The sequence below is a fragment of the Pseudophaeobacter arcticus DSM 23566 genome, from assembly GCF_000473205.1.
GTDB classification, from domain to species: Bacteria; Pseudomonadota; Alphaproteobacteria; order Rhodobacterales; family Rhodobacteraceae; genus Pseudophaeobacter; species Pseudophaeobacter arcticus.
On the sequence record NZ_KI421507.1, the window covers coordinates 672114 to 687773 of the forward strand.

Consider the following 15660-nt stretch of genomic DNA (forward strand, 5'->3'; position numbering starts at 1 on the left):
GCCCCCTGTTTCATCTTTCCCCAAATATTCTCGCCAAAGGCGAAATCACTGCCTGCGGCGTCAGACATGCGCCACCTCCATGCCATGGGCCCCACCCATCATCAGGCCGATTTCTTCCACTGTCAGGCCGACCGCAGGGCGCGGCGCTGACAGGCGGCCCTCATTCAGGGCGGCAAAGCTGTCAGAGATCTCCATCAGCTCATCCAGATCCTGGCTGATGCAGATCACCGCAGCGCCGCCCGCGGCCAGATCCAGCAGCGATTGGCGAATGGCAGCCGCCGCCGAGGCATCAACCCCCCAGGTGGGCTGGTTCACCACCAGAACTTCGGGGCGTTGCAGCACCTCACGGCCAATGACAAATTTCTGCAGGTTGCCGCCAGACAGCGAGCGCGCGGCGTTTTCCGGCCCCGGTGTGCGCACGTCAAAGTCCTTGATCACCCGCTCGGCAAATTCTTTGGCGGCGGCCCATTTGAGAAAACCGTTCTTCACCAACCCTTCGCGGGTGGCCCCGGTGAGCATGGCATTTTCAGTCAGGCTCATATCCGGCGCTGCGGCATGGCCCAGACGTTCTTCGGGGGCGGTCAACAGGCCAAGGGCGCGCCGCGCAACCGGCCCAAGCTGCCCAATGGGGGCGGTGCCCAGTTTGACCGCATCTGCCTCGGTCAGGACCTCGCCAGAGAGCACCGATAACAACTCATCCTGGCCATTGCCAGCCACACCGCCAATGCCAAGAATCTCTCCACGGCGCACGGTCAGATGCACATTGCGCAGTGCGGTGCCAAAGGCCGTAGGCGATGGCACCGACAGCCCGGAGATGTCCAGCGCCACAGCCCCAAAACCGCGTTTCCCGCGCTCTGGCGGGGTCAGCGCCGTTCCCACCATCAGTTCCGCCATTTCACTGGCCGAGGTCTCGGCAGGGATGCATTCGCCGACGTTTTTGCCCAGCCGCAAAATTGTGGCGTGATCACACAGCCTGCGGATCTCCTCCAGCTTGTGGCTGATATAGAGAATAGAGGTGCCCTCAGCCCGCAGTTTTTCCAGCGTCTGAAACAGGATCTCGACTTCTTGTGGAGTCAAAACGCTGGTGGGTTCATCCATGATCAACAGCTTTGGATCCTGCAACAGGCAGCGAATGATCTCGACCCGCTGGCGTTCCCCGGCGGACAGATCGCCAACGGTGCGATAGGGGTCCAGCGGCAGACCGTAGGCCTCAGAGACCTGGCGGATCTTTGTGGCCAGATCGCGCAAGGCTGGCGGGTTTTCCATGCCTAAGGCAATGTTTTCCGACACGTTGAGCGCATCAAACAATGAGAAATGCTGAAACACCATGGCAATACCATCCGCGCGGGCCTGACGCGGCTCGCTGGGGGCAAAGGGCGCACCACGCAGGGTCATCTCGCCGCTGTCGGGTTTCACCAGCCCATAGATCATTTTGACCAGCGTGGATTTCCCCGCGCCATTTTCGCCCAGCAAGGCATGGACTTCGCCGGCGCCAATATCAAAGGAAACAGCATCATTGGCCACCACGCCGGGGTAGGCCTTGGTCAGGCCTTTCAGGCTCAAGAGTACCTCAGTCACGCGCGCCGCTCCTCTTCCATCTCTTTGCGTGCCGCCAGCGCCAGCAGCTCCGTGGCGACGCCGACCGCAATCATCTGCGGGTGTTTGCCCAGGGCAGGGACGCCGATTGGGCAGGTGATGCGGGCGATCTCTGCCGGGCGATGGCCCAGGGCTGCCAAGCGGCTGCGAAACCGCGCCCATTTGGTGGCCGAGCCGATAAGTCCCGCAAAGGAAAACCCATGCAATAGCAGCCCGTGGCATAGCGCCAGATCCAGCTCATGGGAATAGGTGAGAACCAGATGTTGTGCATTTGCCGGCGCGTGACGCAGCAGGAGCGTTGGATCCTGTCCAGGAAGCATGGTCACGCCGGCCGGAATATGGGCGGGGAAACGCGTCGGCACAGTATCCACCCAGGTGATCGCCAGATCGGGCAGGGGCGCCAGCACATCAACCAATGCGCGCCCCACATGACCGGCGCCCCAGATCCACAGATCTCTTTGGGGCCGGTGCACCGGCTCCAGCATCCAGTGGTCAATCAGTTGCGGCTCGGGCCTTTGCCCCTGCGCCCGCAGCTGCGCCAGCTGGCGGGTCGCGGCCAGTGGCGGGCTTGCGGCGGCCTGCGGCGTGACGGGGCGCAAAATGACCTCCGAATCCAGCTGGACAAAATCCTCCATGTGGTAGATCTCGCTCACCAGGGTGACAGATCCGCCGCAGCACTGGCCCAGATCCGGTCCTAAGGCATGGGTGCTGAGATGGGTCTTCTGGTCTTGTTTGCGGGCCGCCTCTGCCGCTTCAAACTCCAGCGCGCCGCCGCCGATTGTGCCGCTTTGCCCTTGATCCCAAACCAGCATGGCCGCCCCGACTTCCCGCGGCGAGGAGCCACGAATGGCTGCAATCACCACACGGCACACCCGGCCATGTTCCCTAAGGGCCGCGCCAAGCGCCTCCAGATCAAACCCCATCGTGTTGCCTCCGGACCCGGCGCCAGACTTCTTCTGCCGTAGCTGGTGCGGCAAGCGCCGGGTAGCTATTGCCAAACTGCGCCACCGCGTTGCTGATCGCCAGCCAGGCCGAAATCCCCAACATAAAGGGCGGCTCTCCAACCGCCTTGGACCGGTAAATGCTGTCCTCACGGTTCTCTCCGGCAAACAGCGCCACATTAAAAACATCGGGCCGGTCGGAACAGGCCGGGATCTTGTAGGTTGACGGCGCATGGGTGCGCAAGGCCCCCCGGTGGTCCCAGATCAGCTCTTCTGTGGTCAGCCAGCCCGCGCCCTGCACATAGCCGCCTTCCACCTGACCAATATCCAGATCCGGGTTCAGCGAGGCGCCTGCATCATGCAGGATATCGCAGCGCAGGATACGGTTTTCGCCACTGCGACGATCCACGACCACCTCTGTCAGCGAGGCCCCATAGGCAAAGTAGAAAAACGGTCGGCCCTGGCCCTTGATCCGGTCCCATTTCAGGCTTGGTGTTTTGTAAAACCCGGTTGCCGAGAGGCTGATCCGCCCCTCATAGCAGTACTTAGCGGCCTCATCAAAGGTGATCGCTTCGCTGCCGATGCGAACCAGATTGCCTGAGAATATGACGTCTTCGACTGGGGCCTGATGTCTTTCAGCCAAAAACGCGGCCATGCGGGTGCGGATGCTATCACAGGCGGCTTTCACCGCCATGCCATTCAGGTCGGACCCGGAAGAGGCCGCCGTCGCCGAGGTATTGGGCACCTTGGCGGTATCTGTTGCGGTGATCTTTACCTTATCCATCGTGATGCCAAAGCGGCTGGCAGCCACCTGAGCCACTTTCTGGAACAGGCCCTGGCCCATTTCGGTGCCCCCGTGGTTCAGATGGACCGAGCCATCCTGATAGACATGCACCAAGGCCCCCGCCTGATTGAGATGGGTCAGGGTAAAGGAAATGCCAAATTTCACCGGCACAAAGGCCAGCCCGCGCTTGAGATTTGTCTGCGTGGCGTTCCAGGCGGCGATCTCTGCCTTGCGGGCAGAGTAGTTGGCGCTGTCCAGCAATTGATCGGTCAGGGCATGCAGCTCAAAATCCGTCACCTCCATGCCATAAGGCGTGGTGTTGTCAGCCGTTTTCACCTTATCTGAAATACCTCGGGGGGCGGCCGCAGGCCGGGGGGCAGAGCCCCCATCTTGGCGGTTTACTGGCGCGGCATAGTAGTTGCGGCGGCGCAGCTTCACGGGGTCGACAGCAAGCTCATAGGCGATGTGATCCATCAGCCGTTCGATCCCGACCATGCCCTGCGGCCCGCCAAAGCCGCGATAGGCGGTGGCGCTTTGCAGGTTGGTTTTCAACCGATGGCTCTCGATGCGAATGGCCGGAATGGCATAGGCATTGTCACTGTGCAGCATGGCGCGGTCTGCCACTGGTAGCGACAGATCCTGGGCCCAGCCGCAGTTGACCAGATGGGTGAACTCCACCCCATGCAGGCGGCCCGTCTGATCATAGCCAGCCCGATAGCTGATCCGAAAGGCATGGCGCTTGCCGGTGATCACCATATCGTCATCGCGGTCATAGCGCATCTTGCAGGGCTTACCGGTCTGGCGCGCGGCGACAGCGCAGGCCACGGCCAAGGCATTGCCCTGGCTTTCCTTGCCGCCAAAACCACCGCCCATCCGGCGGATCTCGACCCGCACCGCATGCATCGGCAGGCCGATGGCCTCAGCCACCTTATGCTGGATCTCGGTTGGATGCTGGGTCGAGGAATTCACCAGCATGCCGCCATCTTCCTGCGGCAGCGCCAGGGCGGCCTGACCTTCCAGATAAAAATGCTCCTGCCCGCCCAGCTCAAATGTGCCCTCAACCTGATGCGGCGCCTGAGCAATGGCGGCTGCGGCATCGCCTTTTTGATAGATCCGCGGGCCTTCCTCAAAGCGGCTGTTGGCGGCAAGGGCTGCGTCCAGGGTCAGCAGCGCCTCTTCTTCGGTATAAGAGACCGCGCCTTTGCGCGCCGCCACGCGGGCGGCGCGATGGCTTTTGGCCACCACCAAAAACAGCGGCTGGCCCAGATAGTGTACTGTGCCATCCGACAGCAGCGGCTCGTCATGGATCGAGGGGGACACATCATTGGTAAAAGGCAGATCCTGAGCCGTCAGGACAGCCATCACACCGGGGCTGGATTTGACCGCTGCCAGATCCATTTTGTCGATACGTCCCTTGGCAATTGTCGACAGGCCAAAGGCCAGATGCAGCGCATCGCGCGGCAGGGGCGTGTCATCCACATAGCGGGCCTTGCCGGTGACATGCAGTTTTGCCGCATCATGGGGCAGGGGTTTTGCAACGCTCATGCCTGCACCTCCAGAACCGAGCGGCTGTTGCCATTGAGGTCATCAAAATAGCGGGACAGCATATTTTTTGCGGTCTCCAGCCTATACTCCGCCGAGGCCCGCATATCGCTGAGCGGGGTGAAATCCTGTTCCTGCGCTGCCATGGCCGTTGTGACGCTGGCCTCACTCCAGGGCTGTCCAGTCAGCGCCGCCTCCAGATGTGTGGCGCGTTTGGGGATGCCGGCAAGCCCACCAAAGGCGATGCGGGCCGTGGTCACCAGACCCTCGGCCAGTGTGACATTAAAGGCCCCCAGCACCGCCGAGATATCCTGATCAAAACGTTTGGAGAGCTTGTAGACTCGCAGATGGTCTGCCTGACGCGGGATGCTAATGGCTTCGACAAACTCACCGGGGCGGCGATCCTGTTTGCCATAGCCGATAAAGAAGTCCTCAATGGCGATGTCGCGGCGGCTGTCGCCCTGACGCAGATGCAGGCGCGCGGCCAATGCGATCAGCGCGGGCGGGTTGTCCCCAATGGGGGAGCCATTGGCGATATTGCCGCCAATGGTGGCGGCTGCGCGCACCTGTTGGCTGGCAAACCGGCGGATCATTTCCCCATAGGAGGGATGCAGCGGCGCAATAGCCTCGCGCATACGGTTCATGTCCACCATGGCGCCAAAGCGGATCTCCTGGGCGGTCAGCGCGATCTGTTTCAGGTCGTCGCAGCCTTCCAGAAAGATCATCTCGCCCAGATCGCGCAGCCCCTTGGTGACCCAAAGGCCCAGATCGGTGGCACCAGCCACCAGCCGGGCCTCGGGCCTGGCCGCGTAAAGCTGCGCCAGATCATCCGACGATTGCGGAATATTGGCCACCTTGGTGGCTTGGGGCAGGGGCTCCTTGGTGATCCACTGGGGCACGGGCTGGGTCTCGACAGCCTCGGCGGCGCGGATGATCGGCGCATAGCCGGTGCAGCGACACAGGTTCCCGGCCAGTTGTACATCATGATCGGTCGCGCCGTTTTTGTGCGCCGTGACCATCGACATGACAAAACCGGGGGTGCAGAACCCGCATTGGCTGCCGTGATGGCTGATCATCGCCTCCTGTACCGGGTGCAGAGTGCCATCGGCATTCGCCACGCCTTCCACAGTGCGGATGGATTTACCATTGAGTTGCGGCAGGAACAGGATGCAGGAATTCAGCGGTTTGGAGCCTGAGGTATCTGTTACCATCACGGTGCAGGCGCCGCAGTCGCCCTCATTGCAGCCCTCTTTGGTGCCCGTCAGCCCGCAGTCTTCGCGTAGAAAATCAAGCAGTGTGGCCGAAGGATCAAGATCCTCGAGCACAACCTCTTCACCGTTCAAATGAAAGGTGATTGTCATCGTGTGAAACCCGTCGCCTTACGTGAACCACCCCAAATGCCATACTTTCGATGCGACGTAGAAAGTCTGGCGGGCCTTTGCATATGCTTGCTGCGAATAGCCTACGAAGCAGAGCCTTGTTCTGGCAAGAAAAAGCGACTCTGCTATGTCACATTTAGTCGCGCAAGATTATTACCATATACAGGGGGTATGCTGTTATTTTTATAGCAATTCCCACAGCCAGCCCCTTGAGAAATGGCCTCACGGAATAGGACTTTCAAACCTGATTTGATAATACCCCTGATTTTTCAGGCGGTTTACGACGCGATAAGCATCGCAATGCGTCCCGTCTGCCCAATTACACGCCGCTTTGATAACGCGGCATTCGCGGCAGACCCAGAGCTTTTGCGCAAGATCAGCTCTTATCCTTGCGCGGGGGATCGGATAGCTTGGCGGTCATGACAAATGCTCCTCGATTCATTCACCTGCGTAGCCATACGGAATATTCCCTGCTTGAAGGTGCCCTGCGCCTGAAAAAGCTGCCGGATCTGTGCAAAAAGCACGAGATGCCGGCCATTGCGGTGACCGATAGCAACAACCTGTTCTCGGCGCTGGAGTTTTCTGTCTCCGCCAGCAATGCGGGGGTGCAGCCGATCATTGGCTGCCAGATGGATCTGCGCTTTGTCGAACCTGCGCCGGGGGAACGCCCGCAGCCGCCTGCGCCGCTGGTTCTGCTGGCCCAGAGCGAGACCGGCTATGAACATCTGATGAAGTTGAATTCCTGTCTCTACCTGCGTCAGGGCAGCGAGCTGCCCTATGTGACACTGGAGGATCTGGCGACATACGCGGGCGATGTGATCTGCCTGAGCGGCGGGCCGGATGGGCCGGTGGGGCGGCTGCTGCGCCAGGGGCAGCGCCCGGCTGCCGAAGAACTGATGCAGAGGCTCAAGGCGATCTTTGCAGACCGGCTCTATGTGGAGCTGCAACGCCATCCCGGTGAAGACGGCCAGCCCGAGGCAGAAAAGCTGAGCGAGCGCGGCCATGTGGAAATGGCCTATGCCATGGATTTGCCGCTGGTTGCCACCAATGACGTCTATTTCCCCAATACGGAAATGTACGAGGCCCATGACGCGATGATCTGCATCGCCGAAGGCGCCTATGTGGACCAATCCGAACCCCGGCGCCGCTTGACCGCGCAGCATTACTTCAAAAGCCAGGAGGAAATGGTCGCGCTTTTTGCGGATCTGCCTGAGGCCATTGAAAACACCGTGGAAATTGCCAAACGCTGTGCGTTCAAGGCCTATCTGCGGGATCCGATCCTGCCCAAGTTTGCGGATGACGAGGTGGCTGAGTTGCGCCGCATCGCCAATGAAGGCCTGCAACAACGCCTGTCGGTGATCCCCCATGCGGTCACCGTCGAGGAATATCAGGCACGGCTCGATTTTGAGCTCAATATCATCGAAGGCATGGGCTTCCCCGGCTACTTCCTGATTGTTGCCGACTTTATCCAATGGGCCAAGGATCACAATATCCCGGTGGGACCGGGGCGGGGCTCTGGTGCGGGCTCCTTGGTGGCCTATGCGCTGACAATTACCGACCTTGACCCGCTGCGCTATTCGCTGCTGTTTGAGCGGTTTTTGAACCCGGAACGGGTGTCGATGCCTGACTTCGATATCGACTTTTGCATGGATCGCCGCGAAGAGGTGATCAAATACGTGCAAGAAAAATATGGCCGCGACAAGGTTGGCCAGATCATCACCTTTGGCGCGCTTCTGTCCAAGGCGGCGGTGCGCGACATGGGGCGGGTGTTGCAGATGCCCTATGGCCAGGTCGACCGTCTGTCCAAGCTGATCCCGGTCGAAGGCGTCAAGCCGATGTCCATCGTTGACAGTCTCAAGGAAGAGCCGCGCCTGCAGGAAGAGGCCAAGAACGAACCGGTGGTGGACCGGCTGCTGAAATACGGCATGCAGGTCGAGGGGCTGTTGCGCTCGGCCGGTACCCACGCGGCGGGGGTGGTGATTGGCGACCGGCCTCTGGATGCGCTGGTGCCGCTCTACCGCGATCCGCGCTCAGATATGCCTGCCACCCAGTTCAACATGAAATGGGTGGAACAAGCCGGGCTGGTGAAATTCGACTTTCTGGGCCTGAAAACCCTGACGGTTATCCAAAACGCGGTAGATCTGATCAAACAGTCGGGGCGCGATCTGCACACCGCAGCCGACGGCACCCAGCTTTATGAGCCGCCCGAAGGCGCGGTGAACGAGATCAACGCCATCCCGCTGGATGATGAACCAACCTACAAACTTTATTCCTCGGCCAAGACCGTGGCGGTGTTCCAGGTGGAATCCACCGGCATGATGGATGCGCTGAAACGGATGAAGCCAACCTGTATCGAAGACATCGTGGCGCTGGTGGCGCTGTATCGTCCCGGCCCGATGGAGAACATCCCCACCTATTGCGAGGTGAAAAACGGCCTCAAGAAGATCGAATCCGTACACCCGCTGATCGACCATATTCTGGAAGAAACCCAAGGCATTATCGTTTATCAGGAACAGGTTATGCAGATTGCCCAGGTGATGGCAGGCTATAGTCTGGGGGGTGCGGATCTGTTGCGCCGGGCCATGGGTAAGAAGATCAAGGAGGCGATGGACGCCGAACGGCCCAAATTTGAAAAAGGTGCCGGCGAAAACGGCGTGCCTGCAAAAAAGGCCTCCGAGGTTTTTGACCTTCTGGAGAAATTCGCCAACTACGGTTTCAACAAATCCCACGCGGCGGCCTATGCGGTGGTTTCGTATCAGACCGGCTGGCTCAAGGCGAACCACCCGGTTGAATTCATGGCTGGCGTGATGAACTGCGATATCCATCTGACGGATAAGCTGGCGATCTATTTTGAAGAGGTCAAAAAGGGCCTAGGCCTGGCCTATGTGCCACCCTGTGTGAACCGCTCGCTGGCGACGTTCAATGTGGTCAACGGCGAGCTGGTCTATGCGCTGGGCGCGCTGAAAAACGTTGGCATGGATGTGATGCGGCTGGTTGCGGAGGCCCGGAACGAGGACGGGTTTGAGCGCCCCTTTGTCAATCTGTTTGATTTTGCCCGTCGGGTGAACCTGAAAAAGATCGGCAAACGCCCGCTGGAGATGCTGGCCCGCGCCGGTGCCTTTGATCAGCTGGACCGTAACCGCCGCCGGGTGTTCGACAGTCTTGAGGGATTGGTGAACTATTCTAATGCGATCCACGAACAGAAGACCTCCAACCAGGTGTCCCTGTTTGGTGAGGCCGGCGATGACCTGCCAGAGCCGCGTCTGGCCAACACCCCCGATTGGCTGCCAGCTGAGCGGCTGTCTGAAGAATTCAAGGCGATTGGCTTTTATCTGTCTGGTCACCCGCTGGACGACTATATGCCAGCCCTGAAACGCAAGGATGTGATGACCCTGGATGAGGTCATGATCAAGGCCGAGCGCGGGCCGTTCATGGCCAAAATGGCCGGGGTGGTCGCCGGGCGGCAAGAGCGCAAATCGGCCCGCGGCAATCGTTTTGCCTTTGCCCAGCTGTCGGATACCACCGGCGGCTATGAGGTGACGATTTTCTCGGATGTGCTGGAAAAGGCACGGGAATTCCTCGACACCGGCTCCAAGGTGGTGATCACCGCCGAGGCCACGATGGAGAGCGACCAGCTGAAACTGCTGATGCGCTCTGCCGGGCCGGTGGATGCGGCCATTGCCGATGCGGGGCGGTCCTCGCTGCGGGTCTATCTGGATGACGTCGCGGCCATCAGCACCGTGGCCACCGTGCTGGAGGACGCCAAATCCGCCGCCCGCAACGCCAGTCCGGGTGCGATTTACTTGTATCTGCAAGACCCCGGCCTGCCCGGGGATGTAGAGATGGACCTGGGCCAGCCCTTCCCGATCAACCCGCAGATCAAGGGCGCGTTGAAATCGCTGGAAGGGGTGATGGAGGTTGAGGAGATTTGACGCGGCCAGCTTCCGCCGATTGCTCGAAAAGGGATGAGCAAACCGTCAAAGACATGGTCTGAGCGCCTGTAAAGCCAAGGGCCGGCCGGGAATCAGGGGCACGCCAGAAACCAAGGCAAAGCCGGGCTGGTCAGGATCAGCACCAGAATCAGTATCAGTAGTGCGGCGGACGTTCGTCGCCGAACACATGGGCGCCGCCGCTGCCCTGTTCGCGGGTGGCTTCGCGTTCCATCAGCATCCTTACCCGTTTGGACAGGCGATCCATCTCGTTTTGCTGGCTGGCGACCACGTCGCTCAGCTCTTCGACGGTGCGGGTCAGGTGGGCGATCTTTTCTTCCAAGGCTTGCATGTTCATCTCCATAGCTGCGCAACGTCATAAGCACCTTCCCCTTGCCGGTCCATGGGCAAGACGCGCAGGCTCAGTTCAAATAGGGATGCCAATGAGCTGCGAGGGAAACAACCATGCCTGCGACCGAAGTTGAAATGCCACCGGTAGAGATCAGCCAGCGCGACGGCGTGATGACAATTGCCATCTGCCGTCCGGAAATCCGCAATGCGGTGGGGCCTGCCACGGCGCGCGCCCTTTATGCGGCGTTTCTGCGCTTTGAGGCCGAGGAGACGGCAAAAGTCGCAGTCCTGACCGGACGGGGCGGTTACTTCTGTGCCGGCTTTGATCTCAAATCCGCAGGGCAGGGCGCCTCGGATGAGTGGCTGGGCTCGCTGGATATCGAGGCCGATTGGCGCGATCCCATTGTTGATCCCCGTCCCGGACCAATGGGGCCGTCGCGGCTGATGCTGTCAAAGCCGGTGATTGCCGCGATTGAAGGCCCGGCTGTTGCGGGCGGCATGGAGCTGGCCGCCTGGTGCGATATGCGGGTCATGGCGGAGGATGCCTTTGCCGGTGTGTATTGCCGCCGCTGGGGGGTGCCGCTGATTGATGGTGGCACCGTTCGCTTGCCGCGTCTTCTGGGGCAGGGCCGCGCCAATGATCTCATCCTGACCGGCCGCACCTTGCCAGCCGAGGAAGCCCACCGGATTGGCTTTGCCGATCGGCTGTCTCCAACTGGGGAAGCCCTGGATATGGCGCAGGCCCTGGCGCAGGAGCTCACCCGGTTTCCGCAGGCCTGCATGCGGGCGGATCATCTGTCGGCGCGGATCCCCTCGCAGGAGCTGGCGGCGGCGCTGCGGCGCGAGTGGCGCTCGGCCAAGACCTTTCTGGCTGAGGGGCGCACCGGGGCGCAGCGCTTTGCCTCTGGGTTGGGGCGGTCCGGCGATTTCTCGCAGATCTGATCGCTGTTCAGGGCGCCCGACAAGGCGCAAGGCCTGTCGCATTCCTGTCATGCTTAATAGCTAGGCAGCGCCAGATCGCGTGTCTTTGTACAGGCGCCGTCGAACCTGTTGCCTTGCTCACGGGCACGGCTTGGGCTAGACCCCGCGGCGAGTAAATGACCTAAACCCACCCGTGAGGAGGCCTTTTCATGGCCAAGATCAAGAAACAGCCCCGTCCCAAGGCGGTAACGCCCAAGGGATTTCGTGACTATTTCGGCGAAGAGGTGACACAGCGTTCTGAAATGCTGCGTGCCATCGCGGGTGTCTATCATCATTACGGGTTCGAGGCGCTGGAGAGCGCGGCGGTGGAAACCGTCGAAGCGCTGGGCAAGTTTCTGCCCGATGTTGAACGCCCCAACGCCGGTGTCTTTGCCTGGCAGGAGGTCGATGAACACGACCCCGACAGCAACAAGGGCGACTGGATGGCGCTGCGCTATGACCTCACTGCGCCGCTGGCGCGGGTCTATGCCCAGCACCGCAATGATCTGCCCAGCCCCTATCGCCGCTACGCGATGGGGCCGGTCTGGCGCAATGAAAAGCCGGGCCCGGGCCGCTATCGTCAGTTCTATCAGTGCGATGCCGATACCGTGGGCACAGCGTCAATGGCGGCAGATGCCGAGATCTGCATGATGCTGTCTGATACGCTGGAAACCGTGGGTATTCCTCGTGGTGACTATCTGGTGCGCGTCAACAACCGCAAGGTGATGAACGGCGTGTTGGAGGTCATGGGGCTGGGCGATGACCCGCTGGCGCGCGACAACGTGCTGCGCACCATCGACAAGTTTGACAAGGTGGGCGAGGCTGGCGTCCGTGAGCTGCTGACCAAGGGCCGTCTGGATGCCTCTGGTGCCTATATTGATGGGGTTGGCCTCAGCGCCGATCAGGCAGAGCCGGTGATTGCCTTCCTGACCTCCAAGGCCGACACCGCCGCCAAGACCTTTGAGAACCTGCGCGCTGCCGTGGGCGCCTCAAAAGTTGGGGCCGAAGGCATTGGCGAGCTGGAACAGATTGCTGATCTGATGGCGGCCGGCGGCTATGGCTCTGACCGGATCGAGATTGATCCTTCGATTGTGCGGGGCCTTGGCTATTACACCGGCCCGGTTTACGAGGCAGAGCTGACCTTTGAGATCTTTGATGACAAGGGGCGCAAACGGCAGTTTGGCTCTGTTGCCGGTGGTGGACGCTACGATGATCTGGTGAAACGCTTCACCGGTCAGGAAGTGCCTGCAACTGGCATGTCCATTGGCGTTGATCGTCTGTTGGCGGCTTTGCGCGAAAAGGGTCGCCTTAGTGCCACGCCCACGGGGCCGGTTGTGGTCACGGTGATGGATAAGGCGCGAATGGCGGATTATCAGACCATGGTGGCCGAGCTGCGAAACGCAGGCATCCGCGCCGAAGTCTATCTGGGCAACCCGAAAAACTTTGGCAACCAGCTGAAATACGCAGACCGGCGCAACTCGCCAGTTGCAGTGATTGAAGGCGGCGATGAGAAGGCCAATGGCGTCATTCAGATCAAGGATCTAATCCTGGGTGCCAAGATTGCCGAAAGCGCGACGCTGGAAGAATGGAAAGAGCGTCCCAGCCAGTTTGAAGTGCCGCGCGGCGATCTCGTCGCCAAGGTGCGCGAAATTCTAGAGAGCCAGGGCTAGACCATGATGGAACGCTCCAAAACACTGGCGCGGGCCGCACGGCTGCGCATGAATTTTGAGGCCGCAGGCGCGCAGGTGGTGGAGCCACCTCTGTTGCAGCCAGCCGGGACTTTGCTGGATCTCTATGGTGAGGATATTCGGGCACGGGCCTATGTGACATCGGATGCGGTGCGTGGCGAGCAGATGTTGCGCCCGGATTTCACCCTGCCGGTGGTACAGATGCATATGCGCCAAGGCGCCGATCCCGCGCGCTATACCTACGCGGGGGAAGTCTTTCGCCGCCAGGAACATGACCCGGATCGCGCCAATGAATATCTGCAGGTGGGTTACGAGGTCTTTGACCGCGATGATCCGGCTGGCGCCGATGCCGAGGTCTTTGCGCTGATTGCTTTGCAGCTGCGTGGCCTGCCACTGCGGGCGGCAACCGGGGATATTGGTCTGCTGATGGCTGCGGTTGAAGGGTTGAACACCACGGCGATGCGCAAAGCGGCCCTGATGCGCCATATCTGGCGTCCCCGGCGGTTCCGCTCATTGCTGGAGCGTTATGCCGGCCGCAGCGCGGTGCCTGAAACGCGGTTGAAACTGCTGTCCTCGGAAGGGGTGCTGACAGGATCTGCAACGGTGCTGGGCAAGCGCAGCGAGGCCGAAGTGGACGCACGGATTGCGCTGCTGCGGGCAGATGCTGCAGCGCCGCCGCTGGCCGAAAACGAATTGCTGGCGCTGGAGGCACTGATGGCGGTGCGCGAAACCGTGCCCTTTGCCATTGAGCAGATGCGCGATATCGCGGTGGACCTGCCTGCCATCACCCCGGCGCTGGATCGTCTGGACGGGCGGATTGCGGCGCTCAAGGCGCGTGGCATTGATATTGACAGCCTGGATTTCGAGGCCTCCTACGGGCGCACCTCGATGGAATATTACGACGGGTTTGTCTTTGGGTTCTATGCCGAAGCGCGGCCTGATTTGCCCGCTATTGCCAGCGGCGGGCGCTATGATGCGCTGACGCGTCAATTGGGGCAGGGGGGGGAAATTCCTGCTGTCGGCGGCGTGTTGCGCCCTGATTTGATGCTGATGCTCGAGGAGGGTCAGTCATGAGCCTGAAACTGGGTGTGCCGTCCAAGGGGCGGCTGATGGAAAAGACCTTTGACTGGTTTGCCAAGCGGGGGCTGACCCTGGCGCGGACCGGATCTGAACGGGAATATGCCGGCGCCATCGAAGGGGTCGAAGACATGGAGCTGGTGCTGCTCTCGGCTGGGGAAATCCCGCGGGAACTGGCCGCAGGTCGCATTCACCTGGGCGTGACCGGCACCGATCTGGTGCAGGAAAAACTGCCGCTCTGGGAGCAACAGCTGGAAGAGCTGGAGCCACTTGGCTTTGGCCATGCGGATTTGATCCTGGCGGTGCCGCAATGCTGGATTGATGTGGATACGCTGGATGACCTGGATGCGGTTGCGGCTGACTTTCGCAATGCCCATGGCCACCGGCTGCGGATCGCTACCAAATACCACCGCCTGGTGCGTGAGTTCCTGACCGAGGCCGGGGTGGCGGATTACCAGCTGGTCGACAGCCAGGGCGCCACCGAAGGCACGGTGAAGAATGAAACCGCCGAGATGGTGGCGGATATTACCTCCACCGGGGAGACCCTGCGGGCCAATCACCTCAAGCTGCTGTCGGATGGATTGGTGCTGCAAAGTCAGGCAACCCTGTGGCGCAGCCGTGTTGCCTCTTATTCGGAAGCGGAACGGCTGGCGCTGAAGGCGCTGGCAGAGTTGATCCACGACTGACTTGGGGACTCTGAGTTAGAAGGCCGAAAGGGGGGGCTCCCGCCCGTCGCCCATGCACTAAAGTGCACGCGGCTCCCGTTGGGCCCGGCGCCGCGCTGTCGCGCGGCGCTTTCTCGTACTGAGACACGTTTTGCGCAGATCGAGAGCGATGGATACCCTGTTGCCTCGCGGCGAAACCCGTTGCGCAGGGCCGTGCTGCAGTGCTTGACCCATAATGAGGGCAAGAGGGCAATAGGGGGGGGCGCCCGGCTAGATCACGCCGATTTCGGCCAGGGCCTGGGAAAGCTCCAGGGGCAAGGGCTCTTCTGTGCTGCGCCCCGCTGGCAGGTCGGCGGGGCTGTCTTCGGGCTTGAGATAGCGCCAGCCCTGAAAGGGGCGTTTGGTGGCGGTATGGGTGCGGTGTATCTGTGGATCAAGGATAATGGCGCAGCGGCGAATGCCATCTTCGCCGATCACCTCATCCATGCGCAGAATGCGCTGGCGGCATTGGATCTGTCCCTTGATGACCCAATAGATTGATCCACCTGCGAGAATCTCCGCCTCGCGTTTAGGCCACATGCGGGTGACGTGACGGGGCAGGCCCTCGGGCAGCCGCAGCGCGGTCATATCCTGCCAGTCCTGCAGGCCTTCGACGCTTTCGGTGCCAACAGAAAGCTTCACCAGATTGACGTAGTTATCCACAGTTTCCCCACAGAGTCGTCCAGAGCGCGACCCTTATATAGTGTTT

General features: G+C 60.9%; 11 protein-coding genes. 5 read left to right on the forward strand and 6 right to left on the reverse strand.

What is annotated here, in order from left to right:
* Positions 1-60: 60 nt before the first annotated feature.
* The 4 genes from ARCT_RS0107175 to ARCT_RS0107190 are packed head-to-tail and all read right to left on the reverse strand — an operon-like array spanning position 61 to position 6224.
* Complete coding sequence (locus tag ARCT_RS0107175) at positions 61-1578, reverse strand: ABC transporter ATP-binding protein (protein WP_027239452.1); 1518 nt, start codon at positions 1576-1578, stop codon at positions 61-63.
* Positions 1575-2519, reverse strand: coding sequence for a xanthine dehydrogenase accessory protein XdhC (gene xdhC, locus ARCT_RS0107180; RefSeq protein ID WP_027239453.1), 945 nt, complete (start codon positions 2517-2519; stop codon positions 1575-1577). The genes ARCT_RS0107175 and xdhC overlap by 4 nt, the downstream gene beginning before the upstream one ends.
* Positions 2509-4866 carry a xanthine dehydrogenase molybdopterin binding subunit gene (gene xdhB, locus ARCT_RS0107185; RefSeq protein WP_027239454.1) on the reverse strand — a complete coding sequence of 786 codons (2358 nt, stop codon included), beginning with the start codon at positions 4864-4866 and terminating at the stop codon, positions 2509-2511. The genes xdhC and xdhB overlap by 11 nt, the downstream gene beginning before the upstream one ends.
* Positions 4863-6224 (reverse strand): xanthine dehydrogenase small subunit, encoded by a 1362-nt coding sequence (locus tag ARCT_RS0107190; RefSeq protein ID WP_027239455.1) that lies wholly within the window; start codon positions 6222-6224, stop codon positions 4863-4865. The genes xdhB and ARCT_RS0107190 overlap by 4 nt, the downstream gene beginning before the upstream one ends.
* 437 nt (positions 6225-6661) lie before the next feature.
* On the opposite strand from ARCT_RS0107190, the gene dnaE reads away from it, so the two are divergent.
* Positions 6662-10174 (forward strand): DNA polymerase III subunit alpha, encoded by a 3513-nt coding sequence (gene dnaE, locus ARCT_RS0107195; protein ID WP_027239456.1) that lies wholly within the window; start codon positions 6662-6664, stop codon positions 10172-10174.
* Between the two features lie 154 nt (positions 10175-10328).
* On the opposite strand, the gene ARCT_RS0107200 is transcribed toward dnaE, so the two are convergent.
* Positions 10329-10523: a SlyX family protein gene (locus ARCT_RS0107200; RefSeq protein ID WP_027239457.1), complete on the reverse strand. Its 195-nt coding sequence runs from the start codon at positions 10521-10523 to the stop codon at positions 10329-10331.
* 113 nt (positions 10524-10636) lie between these two features.
* Here ARCT_RS0107200 and ARCT_RS0107205 point away from each other — a divergent pair, with 113 nt between their 5' ends.
* The 4 genes from ARCT_RS0107205 (at position 10637) to hisG (ending at position 14933) form a co-directional block, all read left to right on the forward strand.
* Entirely contained in the window at positions 10637-11464 is an 828-nt protein-coding gene (locus ARCT_RS0107205; RefSeq protein ID WP_084300777.1) for a crotonase/enoyl-CoA hydratase family protein, read from the forward strand.
* Between the two features lie 188 nt (positions 11465-11652).
* Positions 11653-13152, forward strand: a complete 1500-nt coding sequence (gene hisS, locus ARCT_RS0107210; RefSeq protein ID WP_027239459.1) for a histidine--tRNA ligase — start codon at positions 11653-11655, stop codon at positions 13150-13152.
* Positions 13153-13155: 3 nt separating this feature from the next.
* On the forward strand, positions 13156-14244 hold the full coding sequence (locus ARCT_RS0107215; protein ID WP_027239460.1) for an ATP phosphoribosyltransferase regulatory subunit: 1089 nt from the start codon (positions 13156-13158) through the stop codon (positions 14242-14244).
* Positions 14241-14933, forward strand: a complete 693-nt coding sequence (gene hisG, locus ARCT_RS0107220) for an ATP phosphoribosyltransferase (RefSeq protein ID WP_027239461.1) — start codon at positions 14241-14243, stop codon at positions 14931-14933. Before ARCT_RS0107215 ends, hisG begins: the two co-directional genes overlap by 4 nt.
* Positions 14934-15182: 249 nt before the next feature.
* Here hisG and ARCT_RS0107225 read toward each other — a convergent pair whose 3' ends face one another.
* On the reverse strand, positions 15183-15614 hold the full coding sequence (locus ARCT_RS0107225; protein WP_027239462.1) for a DUF1489 family protein: 432 nt from the start codon (positions 15612-15614) through the stop codon (positions 15183-15185).
* Between the last annotated feature and the right edge of the window lie 46 nt (positions 15615-15660).

What these genes read in the sequence shown, in the direction of transcription:
- xdhC (WP_027239453.1), bottom strand. Translation starts at nt 2,519, where the DNA reads ATGGGGTTTGATCTGGAGGCGCTTGGCGCGGCCCTTAGGGAACATGGC.
- ARCT_RS0107200 (WP_027239457.1), bottom strand. Translation starts at nt 10,523, where the DNA reads ATGCAAGCCTTGGAAGAAAAGATCGCCCACCTGACCCGCACCGTCGAA.
- hisS (WP_027239459.1), top strand. Translation starts at nt 11,653, where the DNA reads ATGGCCAAGATCAAGAAACAGCCCCGTCCCAAGGCGGTAACGCCCAAG.
- ARCT_RS0107190 (WP_027239455.1), bottom strand. Translation starts at nt 6,224, where the DNA reads ATGACAATCACCTTTCATTTGAACGGTGAAGAGGTTGTGCTCGAGGAT.
- ARCT_RS0107215 (WP_027239460.1), top strand. Translation starts at nt 13,156, where the DNA reads ATGATGGAACGCTCCAAAACACTGGCGCGGGCCGCACGGCTGCGCATG.
- dnaE (WP_027239456.1), top strand. Translation starts at nt 6,662, where the DNA reads ATGACAAATGCTCCTCGATTCATTCACCTGCGTAGCCATACGGAATAT.
- ARCT_RS0107205 (WP_084300777.1), top strand. Translation starts at nt 10,637, where the DNA reads ATGCCTGCGACCGAAGTTGAAATGCCACCGGTAGAGATCAGCCAGCGC.
- hisG (WP_027239461.1), top strand. Translation starts at nt 14,241, where the DNA reads ATGAGCCTGAAACTGGGTGTGCCGTCCAAGGGGCGGCTGATGGAAAAG.
- xdhB (WP_027239454.1), bottom strand. Translation starts at nt 4,866, where the DNA reads ATGAGCGTTGCAAAACCCCTGCCCCATGATGCGGCAAAACTGCATGTC.